Origin of the sequence: Xanthomonas sp. LF02-5 (assembly GCF_034105325.1) — a bacterium.
Classification (GTDB): domain Bacteria; phylum Pseudomonadota; class Gammaproteobacteria; order Xanthomonadales; family Xanthomonadaceae; genus Xanthomonas_A; species Xanthomonas_A sontii.
The window spans coordinates 57,832-75,034 of the sequence record NZ_JAXGGF010000006.1 but is presented as its reverse complement, the minus strand read 5'-3'; the positions used below and the strand labels follow the sequence as shown (position 1 = coordinate 75,034).

Sequence of the window (17,203 nt, the reverse complement as noted above, 5' to 3'; positions counted from 1 at the left end):
TGATAGAGGAGTAGGGGCAAGAAGCGCCCCCTTCCGATCAACCAAGGAGCGATTCACATGGTGGCTGTCTTCACGGGAAATGGCCTGGGACTGTTCGACAGCTCGCTGTCCAAGCTGGGCGCCGCGAACGGCGGGGCGGCGGGCCTGGGGCGTGGACAGGATCGGCAGTTCATCAATGTGGCCAACGGCAACCTGGTGCTGCAGGGGCGCGACGAGTTCCTGAATTTCCGGGGCCTGCCCATCTCGATGGTGCGCACCTACAACAGCTTCGGCCAGGTGTCGGACACGGGCAACGACGGCTGGGTGACCGGCTTCGAGCGGCGCGTGGAACTCGTCGGGACGCTGGGCGCCAGCGACAGCAAGGTGCGGCTGCAGATGGGCGATGGACAGTCCGTCGAGTTCCTCTACGATGCCGACAGCCAGACCTACCAGACCACGGCGGGCAGCGGCGCCAAGGACACCATCGCCTGGGACGCCAGCGCCAAGACCTGGACGTACACCGAAGGCAGCACGCGCCAGCAGGAGGTGTACGCGGACCACGCCGACGGTCAACTGCGCGGGCGTCTGCTGAAGATCGTGTCCTCGACCACCGACGCGGCGGCTCCGGCGGAGTTCGACCTCGTCTACGACAGCGCCGGGCATGTGACCGAAGTGCGGGCCGCCAACGGCACGCAGACCGGCGACGCCATGCTCTTCGCCTACGATGCGCAAGGCCGGCTGACCGGCCTGTCCACGCGCGAGAGCGGCGTGGTCCTGACCCAGGCAGCGTACGAATACGATGCATTGGGCCGGTTGACCGCGGTGGTCGCCGATCTGACACCGGGCGATGCCACGGACAATACGTGGGATGCGACCAACCTCGCCAGCAACGATGGCCTGCGCTTCCGCACCGAATACACCTACGCGGGCGACAGCCTGCGCATCGCCAGCGTGCGCCAGAGCGATGGATTCCTGGTCAGCTACGATTACTACGCCGACGGCAAGGTCAAGAGCGTCGTCTATGGCGCAGGCGACCAGGCGCAGAAGACCAGCTTCTCCTACGACGCCTCCACGCTGACCACGCAGGTGACCGACGGCAATGGCCAGTCCTGGAGCTATCAGTACGACAGCGCCGGCCGCCTGGTGCAGCAGGCAGGCCCGGCGGTCGATGGGCTGCGCGATCTGACCACCTACAGCTACGACGCGGCGGGCAACCTACTGCAGAGCAAGCAGACGCGTGGCGGCGAAGTGCTGGCGCGGGTGGACAATCTCTACGACGACCGCGGCAACCGCCTGTGGCAGTGGGATGGCGAGGGGCGTGGCACGCTGCGGGTCTACAGCGCCACCAACCAGGTATTGAGCGAAACCACCTACACCCATGCCGATGTCGGCAGGACAGGGGTGCAAGAGAACTTCGTCAATACCAAGAACACCTATATCTATGACGAGCGCGACCGCGTCCGCTTCATCGTTACCTCCTACGGTGGCGTGACCGAGATCCAGTACGCCACCTCCGGCAACGGCATCGGGCAGAAAAGTGCGGTCATCACCTATAACGGCGGAAACGGCTTCGCTCAGTACACCGGTTCGCTGGCGTCGCCGACCGTGGCGGATCTGGCTCAGTGGGTGCAGGACCACAAGGCGATCGGCAATGCGACCACCTACGCCTACGACGCGCGCGGGCAGTTGGTGCAGACGTTGCAGTACCAAAATGTAGATACCTCGGGAAGTGCCGTACTTGATCCCTTCACCAGGATCACGCGCTACACCTACGACGCCCAAGGGTTGCTTCGTCAGCAGGTGGTCGTGCACAGCTCAAATATGACTGCCGATCCGGAGACACCAATCGGCGCGGCCGCCGAGATCACCGACTACGTCTATGACGGCATGGGACGCCTGTTGAGTACGCTGCGGCGTGGTTCTGCTGCGACCGCTGATTTGGCCAAGAGCGATCCCGCGGCTTATGACGCGATGACGTTGCAGACGACGTACTTCTATGCCGACTCGGCGCATCAGACCCGGGTCACCTCCGATGCGGGCCTGGTTACCACCACGACCCGTGATGATCAGGGGCAGGTGATCTCGAGCAGTGAAGCGGGGCTGAGTAATGGCGTTGTGGAAACGCACGTCACCCAGAACTTCTTCGATGCGCTAGGACGGCTGCGAGCGACACAAGACCCCACCGGCGCAAGGCAATACTTTTTCTACGATGCCAAGGGGCGCTTGGCGGCGACGGTGGACGCGACCGGCGCTGTCACCGTCAACGGTTACGACGGTGCAGACCAGCGCACCTCGTCCACTGCCTATGCCAACCGGGTAGACACTTCTCAATGGCTGAGCGACGGCAAGGTGGTGCCGCAACACCTGGACCAAATCGGGATCGTTGCGGACGCTGAAAGCGACCGCACCACACACTCCAGCTACGATGACAGCGGCCTGCTGATCAACCAAATCGACGGGGATGGCAAGGTGCTGAGCTATCAGTACGATGGCAAACGCAACCTGATCAGGATGACCCAGGGCGCAGGCGATGATGCGCGGGTGACGCGCTATTTTTACGATGCACTCGGGAATCTGGAAGGAACCCTTGATGCGGAGGGCTATCTTGTCCGACGCATCAACACCTACTATGGCCAGACGATCCATGAGATCCGACATGCCACCAAGGTCGATCCTGCGCTGCGCGAAAAGGAGTTGATGAGCGAACTGGTCCCGCAATCTTCTTCTGCGGACCAGAAGACCACGTATTTCTATGCGGGTCGTGACATTTTGGTTGGTGTCATGGATAGCGAAGGGTACGTAAAGCGGATCACCGAGGCGCCTTACTCCAATTCGGTGTACACGCAGATATCCAGGGTTCCAATCGATGAGATATACCGGGAGTCAAGTTTTTCCGATACATGGGCTGCTGTCCTCGATTCTCCTGTCCCGACCAATAGAAAAATCACTCTTTTTAAAGAATATCGTAATCAACTGGGTCAGCTGACTTCAGTTGAAAGAAATAATACGAATCAACTTCCTAGGCGAGTCAAAGAGAATTATATTTACGATGACGCTGGTCGTCTAAAATCGATTGGGTTCCAGGACAATGTTGGCGAGTCTAGGCTATGGTTGAAGCAATACGATGCGTTCGGGAATGTGATCGTCGAACTTGACGCACGTGGCGCATCCTGGCTGCAGACTGACTCGAGTCCAGAGTCGATGCAGATGGTCATCGACTACCTTGGAACGACGAACAAGTACGATGCCGCCGGCCGGCTGATCGAAACCACCGCCCCGGGCGGTGCCAAGACCTGGTATTTCCGCGATGCCAACGGGCGCCTGCGCTATACGGTGAGTGGTATCGCCGATGCCGCGGGCGTGGCGAATGCGCAGGGCGAAGTCGTCGAACTGCGCTACGACGCGTTCGGCGATGTCAGCGAGAAGATCGCCTATGGGCAGCGGGTGACCCTGCAGACCCCGGGAAGCCGCGATAGCGCCTCGCAGGCGCTCGGCGTACTGAGCTACGTCGCCTCCCGGGACGTCAAGCAGACCTGGTCCTACAGCAAGGCCGGCAAGGTGTTGGCGCAGGTCGACGCGCTGGGTACGCTCACGCGCTACCAGTACAACCAGTTCGGCGAGCTGGTGGATACCCAGAAGGCCTCTGGTACGGCGCTGGAGACCACGACCCACACGACTTACGACAAGCGTGGGTTGCTGACCAGCCAGGTCGAAGATGCCGGCACCGGCAAGTTGAACCTCACCAAGGCCTTCCAGTACGACGCCTTCGGCCGCGTGGTCGCCGAGGTCGATCCGCGCGGGAACACGGCGTCCCACCGTTACGACCGCCTGGGACGCGAAGTTGCGACCACGCGCGTCGTCAACGGGGTCGGTGCGACCACCACCATCGCCTATGACGGTTTGTCGCGCATTACCCGTCAGACGGATCCGATGGGAAACGTCACCACCTACGTGTACGACGACACCATCAATTCGGTCAAGGCGACATCGGCCGAAGGGCGCGTCACCGAGACGCGTCGCGATTCCCAGGGGCGTATCGTCAGCATCACAGGCGTGGACAACCACTCCTACACCTATGACCAGGACGGGCGTGTCATCTCGGACAACGATCCCAAGCTCGGGGAGATCACCTATACCTACGATGGCCGCGGTCGGCTCATGCAGCAGCAAGGGCGCGGCAAGACCGTCGCCTACACCTATGACGACCTGGGCCGCTTGACGAAGACGACGATCGATCCCGCCGACGCATCCGGCGGTTCGGACCATCTGGCGCTGACCACCTCCTACAGCTACGACGCGCTGGGCAGGAACGTCAGGACCGTCGATGCCTCCGGTCGCGTGACGGCGATGCAGTACGACGCCGCCGGCAATCTCCTGGAGACGATCCAGGATCCGGACGGGCTGGCGCTGCGGACCACCTACACCTGGGATGCCTTGGGGCGTCAGCTGTCGGTGACGCAGGGTGCGGGCACGTCAGACGCGCGGACCACGGCCTACGCCTACGACGCGGCCGGACGCCGGGTCAGCGAGACCGTCGCGCCCGGAAGCCTCGACCTGGTGACCACCTACAGCTACGACAGCAATGGCAATGTCGTCGCCAAGACCGATCCGGCGGGCCATGTTCAGCGCTTCGTCTACGATGAAGCGAACCGTGTGGTATTCGCCGTGGATGCCGCCGGTGGCGTCGTCCGCAATTACTACGATGCCGCCGGGCGCGTGGTCGCGTCGCGGCGGTATGCGCAGGCGATCGATCTATCGGACGCTACGCTCGCTGTCAGCTTCGCCTATGTCGATGGCAAGGTGCAGCGCAACGATGCCAGGGATATCCAGACGTTCAATGTCTTCGGCAAAGACGGCTATCTGAACTACACGGTCGATGGCGTGGGTGCCGTTCGCTCCTTCAAATACGACACGGCTGGTCGCCTGTTCAAAACGCGTGATCTGGCGACTGCTATTTCTCTGTCCGACGACTTGCGAACGAAACTGCAGTCTGGCGTGGCCGATGCATCGGCCCTCGGACTGGCCGAGAACGATGCCAAGGACAAGATCACCTGGAGCGTCTACGACGGCAATGGCCGTTTGGCCTATACGTTTGACGGTACGGGGGCGTTCTCGCAGTACCTCTATGACACTGCGGGTAGGGTGAAGGCGTTCCGCCAGTTCGATAACAGATTCTCCCCAGACAAGGCGCTGGATGGATCGACTGAAAGCGGAGCGCAATACGCAAGCTATAGGGATTTCTTCGATTCCGGTAAAGCAGATGTCGCAACGCTGGACAAGTTCGTCGACTGGCAGCGGTATCTCTGGGAGGGGCGCTTCAAGGAGTCGACCTATCACTACGATGGCGCTGGCCGAATTAAGTATGAGGTCGACAAGGTTGGTGCCGGTTCCGATGGTGGTGGTGGTGCAGTTGAGTATGTTTACGACGGCGTCGGCAACGTCGTTGACAAAATCGAGTATGGGAAGATCCTGGCTAGCTGGGGAATGCCTACATTTGCGGAGTGGGACAATGGGCAGATATCCAGCAGCATCACTGGAAGCAACTGGAATGATCTGCCCGCCTCGCCGGACCGGCACACCTACGCGTTGTTCGACGCGGCAGGGCGCAAGGTCTATACGATCGATGCAGGCGGTCGCATCGACCAATCCATCTACAACAGCGCTGGCGACGTCGTAGAGATCCGTACGTTCTCCAAGAAGAACGACGCAGCACCAGGAACCCTGGAAGCGCTGTCCACGGCGCTGCAGGGCGTCGACTTCGTCACGAACAAGATCCAATACGATGCCGCAGGCAGGGCCGTCGCCAAGACCGACGGACTCAATCACTCCGAACTGCTGACCTACGACGGTGCCGGCTTGGTGACGCGCCGGCAGGACCGCAACGGCAACGTCTGGACCTACCAGTACGATGCGGCGGGTCGACGCATCGCCGAAATCGCGCCACCCACGGATGTGGCGTCTGTCTCGAAGGACGGTAGCGTGTCCACGGTCCGTCGCACGATCGTCACGCGTACGGTCTATGACGCGCAGGGCAATGTCATTGCCCGCTACGAGGATGCCGACAGTGGCTCGCCGCGCATCACGCGCTACGAGTACGACAACCGCGGGCATCAGATCCGGACCATCTTCCCCGATGCCGGCGTCCTGCAGGCCGACGGCACGATCGCGCCATCCGGCATCCATCCGACCGTAGAAGTGACCTACGATGCCATGGGGCGCGCGGTCATGCAGAAGGATGTACGCGGTAACTACACCTACAAGGCCTACGACGAGCGCGGGCTGCTCGTCTACGATGTCGATCAGAATGGGGGCGTGACCGCCTACGGCTATGACGCCCTGGGCAATCAGGTCACTCTCACACGCTTTGCAAACACGATCGCGCTGCCCGTCGGGCAGGTGGCCCGCAGCTTCGATATCGCCAGCCGCATCACTGTTTCGGCCGACCTGGATCGCACGGTCTACACCGAGTACAACATGGGAGGGCACAAGGCCAATGTCTTTATGCTTCCTGCTGGGGGGCGCCCGCCGATCGCAGATAACGGGCTGTTCAATTATGACTCTACGATTGCCGTTGAGCGAACTATCTACAAGTACGACGTCTTCGGCAATGTAGTGAAGCAGTCCGTGCTGCTGAGGCAGGATATGGATGCCTACGATGAGGAGCTCGGACGCGGCATTTGGGCGACCAGCTACAACTATTACGACGGAGACAACCGCAAGATCGCGTCGGTCGACGCGGAGCGCTACCTCACCACCTACGCCTATTCGGCAAAAGGCGAGCTGATCGAGCAGGTCGAGTACACGCAGCCGGTCCAGGACGAAATATCGCTGGCACAGCCCCCAGCGCCGGCCACGCCGGCAGAAGGGATGACGGTTTGGAACCGGCGTACCACCTGGAGCTACGACGCGGCTGGCCGCAAGATCAGCGAGTCGGTCGATCGCTACCTGCCTCAGGGCTCGCCAGCGGACATCGGCGCGACGCAGGCGCCGTCTTCTCTTAGTACCTTCGCCTACGATGCCGAGGGGCACCTGCAGCAGTCCACCGTGAACGGCGCGACGGTCAACATGACCTACGATGCCTTCGGCAAGGTGACGTCGACCAAGGAAGGCGTCCGCGCTGTCGTGGCGACCGGAGCCGGCTCAGTACTGGCGAGCGGCAATTTCGCCGATCTCGACGATGTCGCGCTGTATCAGTCCGCGTCGCCGTACACGCGGATGTGGTACGACGCCTTCGGCAACATGGTGCAGTCGCGCGCGTATGCGCTTGGCTTGCGCACTGGCGAGACCACGCCGCAGGAATCCAACGCCGATGCCGTGAGCAGCTTCGGCTACGACCGGCAAGGGCGTAACGTTTGGGAGCGCACCGCCTCCGGTGCAGTGAAGACACGCACGTTCGATGCCGCGGACCATGTCCTGTCGGAAACCTATCGCCTGGACGGCAACGACGGTCGCTGGGCCGACATCGCCACGTCCTTTACCTATGATGCGGTGGGCCGCCAGCTGACCACGCAGACGGCACGCCAGAACTTCGTTGGCGGAGCGGCTGTCGGCGTGCAGATCGATGCCAGTGAGCAGGTCCAGTACAACTCCTTCGGCGAGATCGCACACAAGCGCTCGGCGATTGGCGCGTCGAACCAGGCCGCTGACTATGCCGAGCACTACACCTACGATGCCTATGGGCGCCTGCTGAGCTCCAATGCCGGCGATGGTGTGATGCGGACCTACGCGTACGATGCGGCCGGTAGGCAGATCAGCGAGCAACATGCAGTCACGCCCGCTTCCGGCGCCGCAGCCATCGTGGTTACGACCGTCAACACCTTCGACAATCTCGGGCGCATGATTCGCCAGGATCGGCCGGGACTTGAAGCAGGTACCACCGTCAGCACTGGCCAGAGTTACGATCGCTCGGGCAATGTTGTGTCCAGCACGGATGCACGCGGCGCAACGACCTACTACGATTACAACGAGCTCAATCAGGTCGTCTTCGAGGCCCGCCCTGGGGTTAAGGTCGTCAGCGCCAGCGGCGAAGAGACCATGCGGTGGCCGCAGACATCCTGGTACTACGACGCCTCCGGCCGCCTCATCGCCACTCGCGATGCCAATGGCAATCTGCGCCGCTATGAGTACGAGAACGGCCTGCTCAAGCGGCAGATCGATGGCACCGGCAGCGTCATCAAGTTCGCCTACGATGCACTGGGGCGGCAGATCCTGGCGCAGGATCCGATGGGGCGCATCACCCGGCGCGACTACAACGGCGCCGGGCAGGTCGTTGCGTTCAGCGACACTACGGCCGGCGGTACCAGCCACACGTGGGCGCCGCTGGAACGCTACACCCTGGACCAGAACGGCAACCGGCTCACGGTGACCGACGCCCAGGGCAAGACCGTTACCAACGACTACGACAGCAAGGGGCGCCTGCTGCGGACACGGTCCGCCGAGGGCGTGGCCATGGCCTATGCGTACGACGTTCACGGCAACAAGATCCGCGAGACCAATGCCCTGGCCGACTACAGCCTTGCCGGCGGCAGCGGCGGTTCGGCATTGATCACCGACCGCGACGGCGAGCAGGTGCGGCTCAACGAGCAGACCTGGGATTACGACGACTTCAACCGGTTGGTCGACCACAACGATCTGAGTGGCTACGACTACAACTATGTCTACGACCCGGTGAGCGGGCAGTTGCTGTCGCAGTCGGTCGACAATGGGCAAGGCCAGGCCACGCAAACCGCCACCACGCAAAGCGCCAGTGGTTCCGACGGGCAGGACGACGAGCCATCCGCCCCGCCGACCACGGTCAGCAGCCAGGGCACGCGCAACTACAAGTACGCGGCCAATGGCCTGCTGCTGGAAGTGTCCGAGCAGACCTCGTCGGGCACGATCAACCGGACCCGCTACGACTACGACGAAAACGGCAACCGGACTCTGGAAGAGACCCAGGCCACCGACGCCAGCGGTCGCACGCTGCACCTGCGCACCATCATCACCTACGATGCGCACAACCGCATCGAGGGCATCGTGCAGGACGACATGGCCGATGGCCGGCGGATGCTGGATACGCGTTACAGCTACGACGCAGTCGGCAACCGCCGCCGCATCGAGGTGGGCAGTTTCTACAATCCCGCGGGCGAGCAGCCGCTCAACGCCAGCTTCGAGGACGGCGATCGCAACTGGATCCTGGGCGAGAGTTGGAGCATCCGCCAGGTCACCGATGGCGGCCAGGCCCACACCGGCACCTGGGGTGCGCGCTTCGACGGCACCAGGAACGGGCCGCAGAGCATCACCAACAAGAAGCGCATCGCGGTCCTGCCCGGGCAGACCGCGACGGCCAGCGTGCAGGTGCAACAGGGCGGCTCGTCCGCCGGCGACGCCGCCGCGCGCGTGCTGATCATCTGGTACGACGGCGACGGCAACATGCTGCCCGGCGGCGAGGACAAGTCGTGGTCGGGCGGCAACCTGGTCGACAGCGGCTCCAACGGCGAATGGAAGAAGTCGTCGGTGACGGTGAAGGTGCCGCCTGGCGCGGCGTACATGGGCATCGGGGCGAGCGCCAAGAAGAATCCGGGCGCTGCGCTGAACGTGGACGACTTCACCTGGGGCCTGACGTCCGATAGCACCGCCAGCACGCTGCCCACCCAGACCTACTGGTACGACTACGACGCCGAGAACCGGGTGACGGTGAGCAATGGCGCGCTGGTGAACGGGCAGATCGTCGCGTCGACCGAGGACGTGAGCTTCGCCCAGAACTACGATGCCGCCGGCAACGTGGCCACGCGCAGCTTCTACGACAACGGCACGCTCAAGCGCCAGCAGATGATCTACGACGCGCGCGGGCACCTGACCCAGGTGCTGCAGCAGATGCCGGACAACGTCTGGCGGGTGTTGGAGACCAGCAGCTACGACGGCAACGGGCGGGTGCTGGAACGGCGTACGTACGACGACACCGGCGCGCCCAAGCACATCGACGTCAGCCAGTACGACGGCGATGGCCGCCTGATCGCGCAGCAGGCCTACGGCCGTCCGCTCAACGACTCGGGCAATGGCTCGGCTCCGGCCGACGGCTACGAAGGCCTGACCCTGCTGAGCACGGTGACCTACCAGCAGCAGGGCGACGACAGCATCGGCTATGACACGGCCGGCCGGCTGCGCGGCTACCGCTACACGCTGCTGCACAACGAGAAGGGCAGCGGCGTGTCCTCCGACGAGGGCTACACCCACACCTACCGCAACAGCTACCTGGGGCGCGACAGCTATCTGCAGCAGGTGGTCAACGGCAGCAGCAGCAACAGCAAGTTCAAGACCAGCAACAGCACCAGCAGCTACGACGACTGGGGCCGGTTGCTGGCGGTGCGCGAGCAGACCCCGGGCAGCAAGATCGACGACCGGGTGCGCTACTTCGGGCTGGACCAGGACGGCAACATCCTGCGCCGCACCGAGGGCACCATCAAGAACGGCGTGTTCACCCAGGACGACGCGGCGGTGCTGCGCACGCAGGTCTACGCCTACGTCAACGGGCAGAACGTGGCGTCCGGGCGCTACGACGGCAAGGTGGACGTGCTGGGCCGGACCACGGCCTACGACGTCAACGAGACCGGCACGACCAAGGCCACGGTGCAGGCGGGCGATACCTTGCGCAGCCTGGCGCAGCGCCTGTATGGCAATGCCAACCTGTGGTACGTGCTGGCCGACGCCAATGCGCTGGAAGACGACAGCGGGCTGGTGGCCGGTGCGACGCTGACCGTACCGGATGTGACCAGCGCGGCCAACGACGCGCACACCTTCAAGCCGTTCAATACCAGCGAGGCGGTGGGCTCGACCAGCCCGGCGCTGCCGTACATCCAACCGCCGAGCCGCCACGGCTGCGGCTCGCTAGCCACGATCATCATGGTCGCCGTGGCGGTGGTGGTGACGGTGTATACGGCCGGTGCGGCGGGGGCGGCGTTGGGTAGCCTGGCGTCGGCAGGTGGCACGACTGCGGCAACGGCTGCAGGCGTTGGAACTGTGGGGGGCATGACGGCAGGCGCCACGCTGACCACAGGCATCGGTGTATTGGGCGGCACCTACGGCACCACGGCCGCGATCGTCGGCGGCGCAGCAGGTGCGTTTGCCGGCAGCGTGGCGAGCCAGGGCGTAGGCAGCGCGATGGGCGCGACTAGTTTCAGCTGGCGCGATGTGGCGGCCAGCACGGTGGCAGGCGCGGTGACGGCCGGGTTTGGCGCGGCGACCAGCGGAGCTGCGGCGCTGTCCAACCCGGTGGTACAGGCGATGGCGACCGGAGCAGTGGGCAACCTCAGCACTTATGCAGCCAACCAACTGGTCGGCAACGATGTCGGGTTCAGCTGGCGCAGCGTGGCGGCCAGCGTCGTCAGCGCGGGCATCACCGCCAAGCTGGCGCCGAGTCTGACCGGCTTCCTCGACCCGACCAGTTCGGCGGCACAGTTCCAGGCCGGCCTGATCCGCGGCATTGCCGGCGGCATCGTGAGCGCGCATGTACGCAAGGAACTGATCGGCGGCGATGTCGACTACCAGAACGTCCTGGCCGATGCGTTCGGCAATGTGTTGGGCGAGGCGTTGTCCGGGGAGTACGCGCAGCGGGCCGCGGAAGCAGGCAGCGTGTTGGGGACAAGAACCGCCTATGTTGGAGCCGGCACAGACGATCGCAACCTGTTCGCCGGTGGCGGTGGTGGCCCGGGTTCACCGTATCCCGAAGATCTTCGGGCGCGCATCACCGGCGACGGCGATGCCGGAACGCGGATTGAGCCGGATACTGGTATTGAAGCCATGGCTCAGGACATCCGTGCGCGAGAGTCCAGAGGCGAGGATATGTCTAAAGCATGGGAGTTGCTTGATGAATACCAGCAGCGGACCTATGCAGGTAATGCCACAACTGTTGCGACCACGAACGACAACATCACAACCCTAGAAACCGTACAGGTGCGCCCAGACTTTGCTGACACAGCAGAATTGTGGCGCCAGCAAGCAGCCTCTTACGACGCAGTTAGCTCGTTCATCTCGCAGGTCGCGCAAGGTAGCCATGGCGGCGTTCCCGACTACGCAGGTGCAGCGACGGCATGGGTCAAAGCACCGACGCAGTACGAGTTAGACTACTTCCGTCAGCATGGCACTGCGATGCCGGCCATGAGCGATTCCGGGCCGGCGATGCGTGAGGCCGCTCGGCAGGCGCAGGGCTGGGCCGCTATCGATGCAAGTCGTCAGAACCCCAGCTCTGCCATCGCGATGGTGACTGCACGTAGATTGGGCGCCGATCAGGATCAAGCAAACGAAGCGGCCCTGAGAACGGCGGATTACACGCAGCCGATCTGGGATCTTGCTGGTGTGGCGATGGTGCAGTTGAACACTGGCAGGCAGCGGGCCACTACACGGTCTGCATCGGTTAGAGTAAGACCGGCTGCGCCTACTAGGACTTTCAATAACCGATTCCCTGAGGATGTTCCTAGAGCGCCGAATGTCATTCCAAATGAAATGCTTCCCAAGATTAGCCAGAGAAATTTGGCTTATGTCGTAAAGGAAGATGGGACCCTTATCGTAGGAAGGAACAACCAATTTCAAGGCCATATTGATTTGGCAGGTGGTGATCCTGTGTTGGCGGCGGGCGAATTAAGTATTCATGCTGGGCGGCTGAAGTACATAGATAACAATTCCGGTCATTATAGACCTTCAGGAATTGATGCTCAGCGTGCTGCTGAGGATGCCTTCCGTAGAATTGGTTTCGACGTCGAAGGAAAATATATTGAGAGATCGTTCAATGACTAGCACCTCTTCTTCCGTTGTAGAAAAGTTTTTCGAACTTGCTTTGGAGGCTGAGCGTATTGATTCTGAATGTATGGAAGAGCCTCTGGAGCCGGCCTTTGACGCAGTCTTGTCATTTGTGATTGCGCATCCGGAGTGTAGAGATGAATTTGCAGGTGCTTTTATGCGGTTGGCTCGTGATCCAAGCTTAGGCCCGCCGGAATTGATCCAGTATTGCATGCATGCTCTGAGATGGGATGATATAAAGATCAGTCTTTCTTCTTGGCTGCAATCCGAAAAAAGTGAAAGAGTTCGACATGTTTTGCGCAAAATCATAATGTCGTTTGACGATGATTGGTATGATGCAGATCTATATGCTAGATTTCAGCGTGATCAGCCTCGGGCGGATGTTGATTAGTTTTTATTATTTCATAACCAAGGTAAAGCCAGGGCGCTGCCCTGGCAGAACAAAGCGGTGCTCCAATATGCCTCAACCCATATTAATGGGAAAAGGTGCGTGGGTATTGGAAAGTATTGCGCTTAGTCGAATGCTGCTGGGTATGGATGATCGGTTGCGATATAACTGGTCGCTGTGCAGCCACGTAAACGCCGCTGCACAATGAGAACGGCCGCGATGTTTCTTACGACGAGCACTCCATCCGCGGTCTACCTGAGAGCGATGGCTATCTGCGGCAGCGAAAAGTGGCAACAGCAAGTTCAACACAGGCAACAGCGCCAGATTAACTGGGTGGGTACGGCCAAAGAGGGGGGGAGACGCCGATAGCATCAACGCGCCACGCCAAGACCCTGAGCCACCCGCGTCAAGTACTGCACACCCTGACACTTTGCACCCTCTGAGCAAAAGCTCGACCATAGCTGATGGCGAGTGCGGATCCGCCATACCAGCGTGGCCGTTAGTCAAGATTTCCTTCACATTTGCTTGACAGCTATCCCGGTAAGGGCTGTAAAGTTGCGGCGTGGTCAGGGGGACACGCCGAAGACCTCATCGATGGCACGCACCGTCCGTAAGGGCGTTACGCGTGATGGCATCAATGTGCTTGCGGGTCTTGGCGTTTCGGGAATTGCCAGTTGTCGCGACGTCCATGGGGCGGGCGCAGCTGTTTGTCGCATGGATGTAGCAAATGTCGTCGATCGATCGACTTGGCGCGTTTCTGGCACAGGACCCCGCCAATCCACTGCTCGCGTGCCAGCTGTGCGATGCGCTGATCGCGGCCGGGCAGGTAGCGGCTGCGGATCGGGTGCTGGCGCAGCTGCCGGACATCAGCCGGGACGATCCCGGCGTCGCGTTTCGCCGCGCACGGGTCGATCTGCTGAGCGGGCGCTATGCGTCCGCCGAAGCGACCCTGCGGACGCTGATGCAGCACACGCCTGCGCCCGCCATCGCGCATGACATCGCCTTTGCGCAGCTCTGCCAGCGCGATCTTGCCGGTGCGACCGCCACCTTGGCCGAGGCGAGACAGCATCACGCGCCCTCGGCCGATTTCGCGGTGCTGGCCGCGCGCGTTGCGTTGATGCAGCACGACGAGGCCGCTGCCGATGCTGCGCTGGACGAAGCGTTGCAGCTCGATTCCGGCCATGCCACGGCATTGGGCCTGCGCGCGTTGGCGCACCTGGACGCAGACCGTCCGCAGCAGGCATGGGACACCGCGGTGGCATGCCTGGCTACGCACCCTGATCAACACGAGGCACTGCTGACGACCGGCAGTGTGCGTCTCTACCGTCAGGATGCCGACCGAGCGTCTGCCGACTTCGAACGGGCGCTTGCACGATTCCCGCATTCCGGCCGGGCGCTGTCCGGACTGGGCCAGGCCTGCATGCTGCGTGGCGATCTGGACCGCGCCCGCGCGTTGCTGGAGGCTGCCGCGCAGGCCATGCCGGATCACATCGGGACCTGGCATGCATTGGGCTGGCTGCAGCTGTTGCGCGGAGAGCGCCAACAGGCCGAGCGCAGCTACCGCCAGGCGCATGCGCTGGACCGCAACTTCGCCGAATCCCACGGTGGTCTGGCAGTGGTGGCCTTGTTGGAAGGGCGCGCCGAGGGCGAGGCCGCGATGCGAATCGCGCTGCGGCTGGATCCGCGCAGCATCAGCGGTCGCTATGCGCGGACGCTGTGGCTGCAGGACCGCGGCGACGCGGCGACCGCGGCGGCCGAGTTCGCTGCCTTGGTCGCCGAAGGTGCGCTGGCGGGCGCGATCGAGGTAACAGATGCCGATCCGGCGCAAATGGCCATGCGCCTGCGCGCCCGTCTGTCGGCGCCGCGCCACGCTGGCTGAGAGAGACGGATGGACGCCGATACCGCCATGCAACTGCTGGCCGAGACGATGCTCGCGGCGGCCAAGGTGTCCGCGCCGATCCTGCTGGTGACGCTGGTGGTGGGGCTGTTGATCTCGATCCTGCAGGTGGTGACGCAGGTGCAGGAGATGACCCTCACCTTCATCCCGAAGCTGATCGCCGTCGGCGTGGTGGTCGTGATGTTGGGAAGCTGGATGATCCTGACCTCGGTCGAGCTGGCCAAGCGCATGTTCGACATCGCAGCGAGCATGTGAGCATGGATGCGATCGCCGCCCTGGCCGTGTTGTTCGGATTCGCCTCGCTGCGCTATCTGCCGCTGACGGTGCTCCCCGGGTTGTCTCCGCTGTCCTGGGCGCCGCTGCTGGTGCGGATCGTGGTGATGCTGGCATTCGCGTGGCTGACGGTGTTGTCGTTGCCCGATGGACAGGTGTTGCCGTCGCTGCATCAACCCTTGCTGCTCCTGCTCGCGGCGCTGGGCGAGTTGTTGCTGGGGGGCGTCTTCGGCTTGGCGTTCCTGCTTCCCAATGCCGCCCTGCACAAGAGCGGGTGGTTGCTGGACATGCAGGCCGGCCTCAGTGCTGGTGCCCTGCTCAATCCCGGATCGGGCGATACCCAGGAATCCTTGCTGGGTCATGCCCTGATGCTCGCGGCGACCGTGCTGTTCTTCGCACTCAATCTGCATCTGGTGTTGTTCAAGGCGGTGGCGTCGAGCGTGCAGCTGATCCCACTGGGACGCGCGGCCCGGCCGCTGAACCCGGATGCGCTGCTGGCCATGCTGGGGAGCAGCTTCGTGGGCGGGCTGGCCGTCGTGGCGCCGGTAGTGCTCGGCCTGTTTTGCGTTGATGTGGCGGTGGGGTATGCCTCCAGGTCGATGCCGCAGGCCAACATCTATTTCCTGGCGCTGCCGCTCAAGGTCGCGGTGGCGATGGGCCTGCTGGCGTTGACCCTGGCGTACGCGCCGGCGTTGATCGGGCGGTTGTTCGCACAGGCCATCGATGCGGTACCGCCCGTGCTGGGAGCGCCGTGATGGCCGGCGACCAGGACAAGACCGAGCAGCCGACCCAGCATCGCCTGGAGGAAGCGCGCAACAAGGGCGAGGTGGCGAAAAGCAGCGACATGGTCGGCATGGTAGGGCTGATCGCCTTTGCGCTGACCCTGATGCTGACCGTGCGTTCGATCGCGGCTGCGCTGACGCAGGCAACCGAGCGCACCCTGCTGTTGGCCGGTACCCGCCCGATCATCGGGTCGGGACTGTTCCGTTGGCTGGAGGGAACCTACTTCGGCCTGCTGCAGGCGGTCATGCCGATGGTGCTGGCCCTGCTGGTGGTCGGCGTGGTCGCCAACCTCGTGCAGACCGGGCCGATCCTCACGGCCTTCCCACTGAAGCCCAGCGCCCAGCGGCTGAATCCGGCGACGGCGTTGAAGCGGCTGTTCTCGATGCGCAGCCTGTGGGAACTGGGCAAGCTCGTGGTGAAGTTGCTGCTGCTGGCGTTGATCGCCTATGCGGCGGTGAAGTCGGCGGCTGGCTTCGTCGGCCGTATCGCATTGAGTCCGGTCGCCGACCTGCCGCAGCGGCTGAAGGACGGCTTCTGGACGACCTCGCTCTATCTGTTGTCGGCGCTGCTGGTGGTGGCGTTCGCCGATCTGATGTTCGTGCGCAAGGACCATGGCAAGCGCATGCGGATGAGCCGCCGCGAAGTCCGCGACGATGCCAAGCGCCGCGACGGCGACCCGGAGGTCAAGTCGCGGCAGCGCCGGCAGATCCGCGAGCTGTTGAAGAAGGTGCGCGCGCTGCCGCGTGCGGCTGATGCCGACGTGATCCTGACCAATCCCACCCATTACGCCGTCGCGGTCAAGTACCTTCCGCGCAGCATGCGTGCGCCGGTGGTACTGGCCAAGGGCCGCGGCTTCATGGCGGCGCGTGTCCGCGGGGTCGGCGCGCGGGCAGGCGTGCCGGTCATCCGCGTTCCGGCGCTGGCGCGCGCGCTGTACCGCACCTGCGACATCGATACGCCGGTCCCCGAGGATCTCTACGGGCAGTTGGCGCCGATCTATCGGCAGCTGTACGCGCAAGGGCTGGGGACGGCGGCATGAAGGAGCTGCTGGCACCGCTGCTGCAGGACAAGCGCGACCTGGCCCTGGTGGGCCTAGTCGTGGGCGTGCT

General features: G+C 63.1%; 6 protein-coding genes. All 6 read left to right on the top strand.

Annotation, left to right across the window (positions count from 1 at the left end):
• The first annotated feature begins 57 nt into the window (after positions 1 to 57).
• The 6 genes from SLW52_RS15850 (at position 58) to SLW52_RS15825 (ending at position 17,133) form a co-directional block, all read left to right on the top strand.
• On the top strand, positions 58 to 12,750 hold the full coding sequence (locus tag SLW52_RS15850) for a DUF6531 domain-containing protein (protein WP_320740678.1): 12,693 nt from the start codon (positions 58 to 60) through the stop codon (positions 12,748 to 12,750).
• Positions 12,743 to 13,144: a hypothetical protein gene (locus tag SLW52_RS15845; RefSeq protein WP_320740677.1), complete on the top strand. Its 402-nt coding sequence runs from the start codon at positions 12,743 to 12,745 to the stop codon at positions 13,142 to 13,144. Before SLW52_RS15850 ends, SLW52_RS15845 begins: the two co-directional genes overlap by 8 nt.
• Before the next feature lie 724 nt (positions 13,145 to 13,868).
• Positions 13,869 to 15,020, top strand: a complete 1,152-nt coding sequence (locus SLW52_RS15840) for a tetratricopeptide repeat protein (RefSeq protein WP_320740675.1) — start codon at positions 13,869 to 13,871, stop codon at positions 15,018 to 15,020.
• 9 nt (positions 15,021 to 15,029) lie between these two features.
• On the top strand, positions 15,030 to 15,293 hold the full coding sequence (locus tag SLW52_RS15835; protein ID WP_267123468.1) for a flagellar biosynthetic protein FliQ: 264 nt from the start codon (positions 15,030 to 15,032) through the stop codon (positions 15,291 to 15,293).
• Between the two features lie 2 nt (positions 15,294 to 15,295).
• Entirely contained in the window at positions 15,296 to 16,066 is a 771-nt protein-coding gene (locus SLW52_RS15830; RefSeq protein WP_267123469.1) for a flagellar biosynthetic protein FliR, read from the top strand.
• Positions 16,066 to 17,133: an EscU/YscU/HrcU family type III secretion system export apparatus switch protein gene (locus SLW52_RS15825; RefSeq protein ID WP_320740674.1), complete on the top strand. Its 1,068-nt coding sequence runs from the start codon at positions 16,066 to 16,068 to the stop codon at positions 17,131 to 17,133. Before SLW52_RS15830 ends, SLW52_RS15825 begins: the two co-directional genes overlap by 1 nt.
• The last annotated feature ends 70 nt before the right edge of the window (positions 17,134 to 17,203 follow it).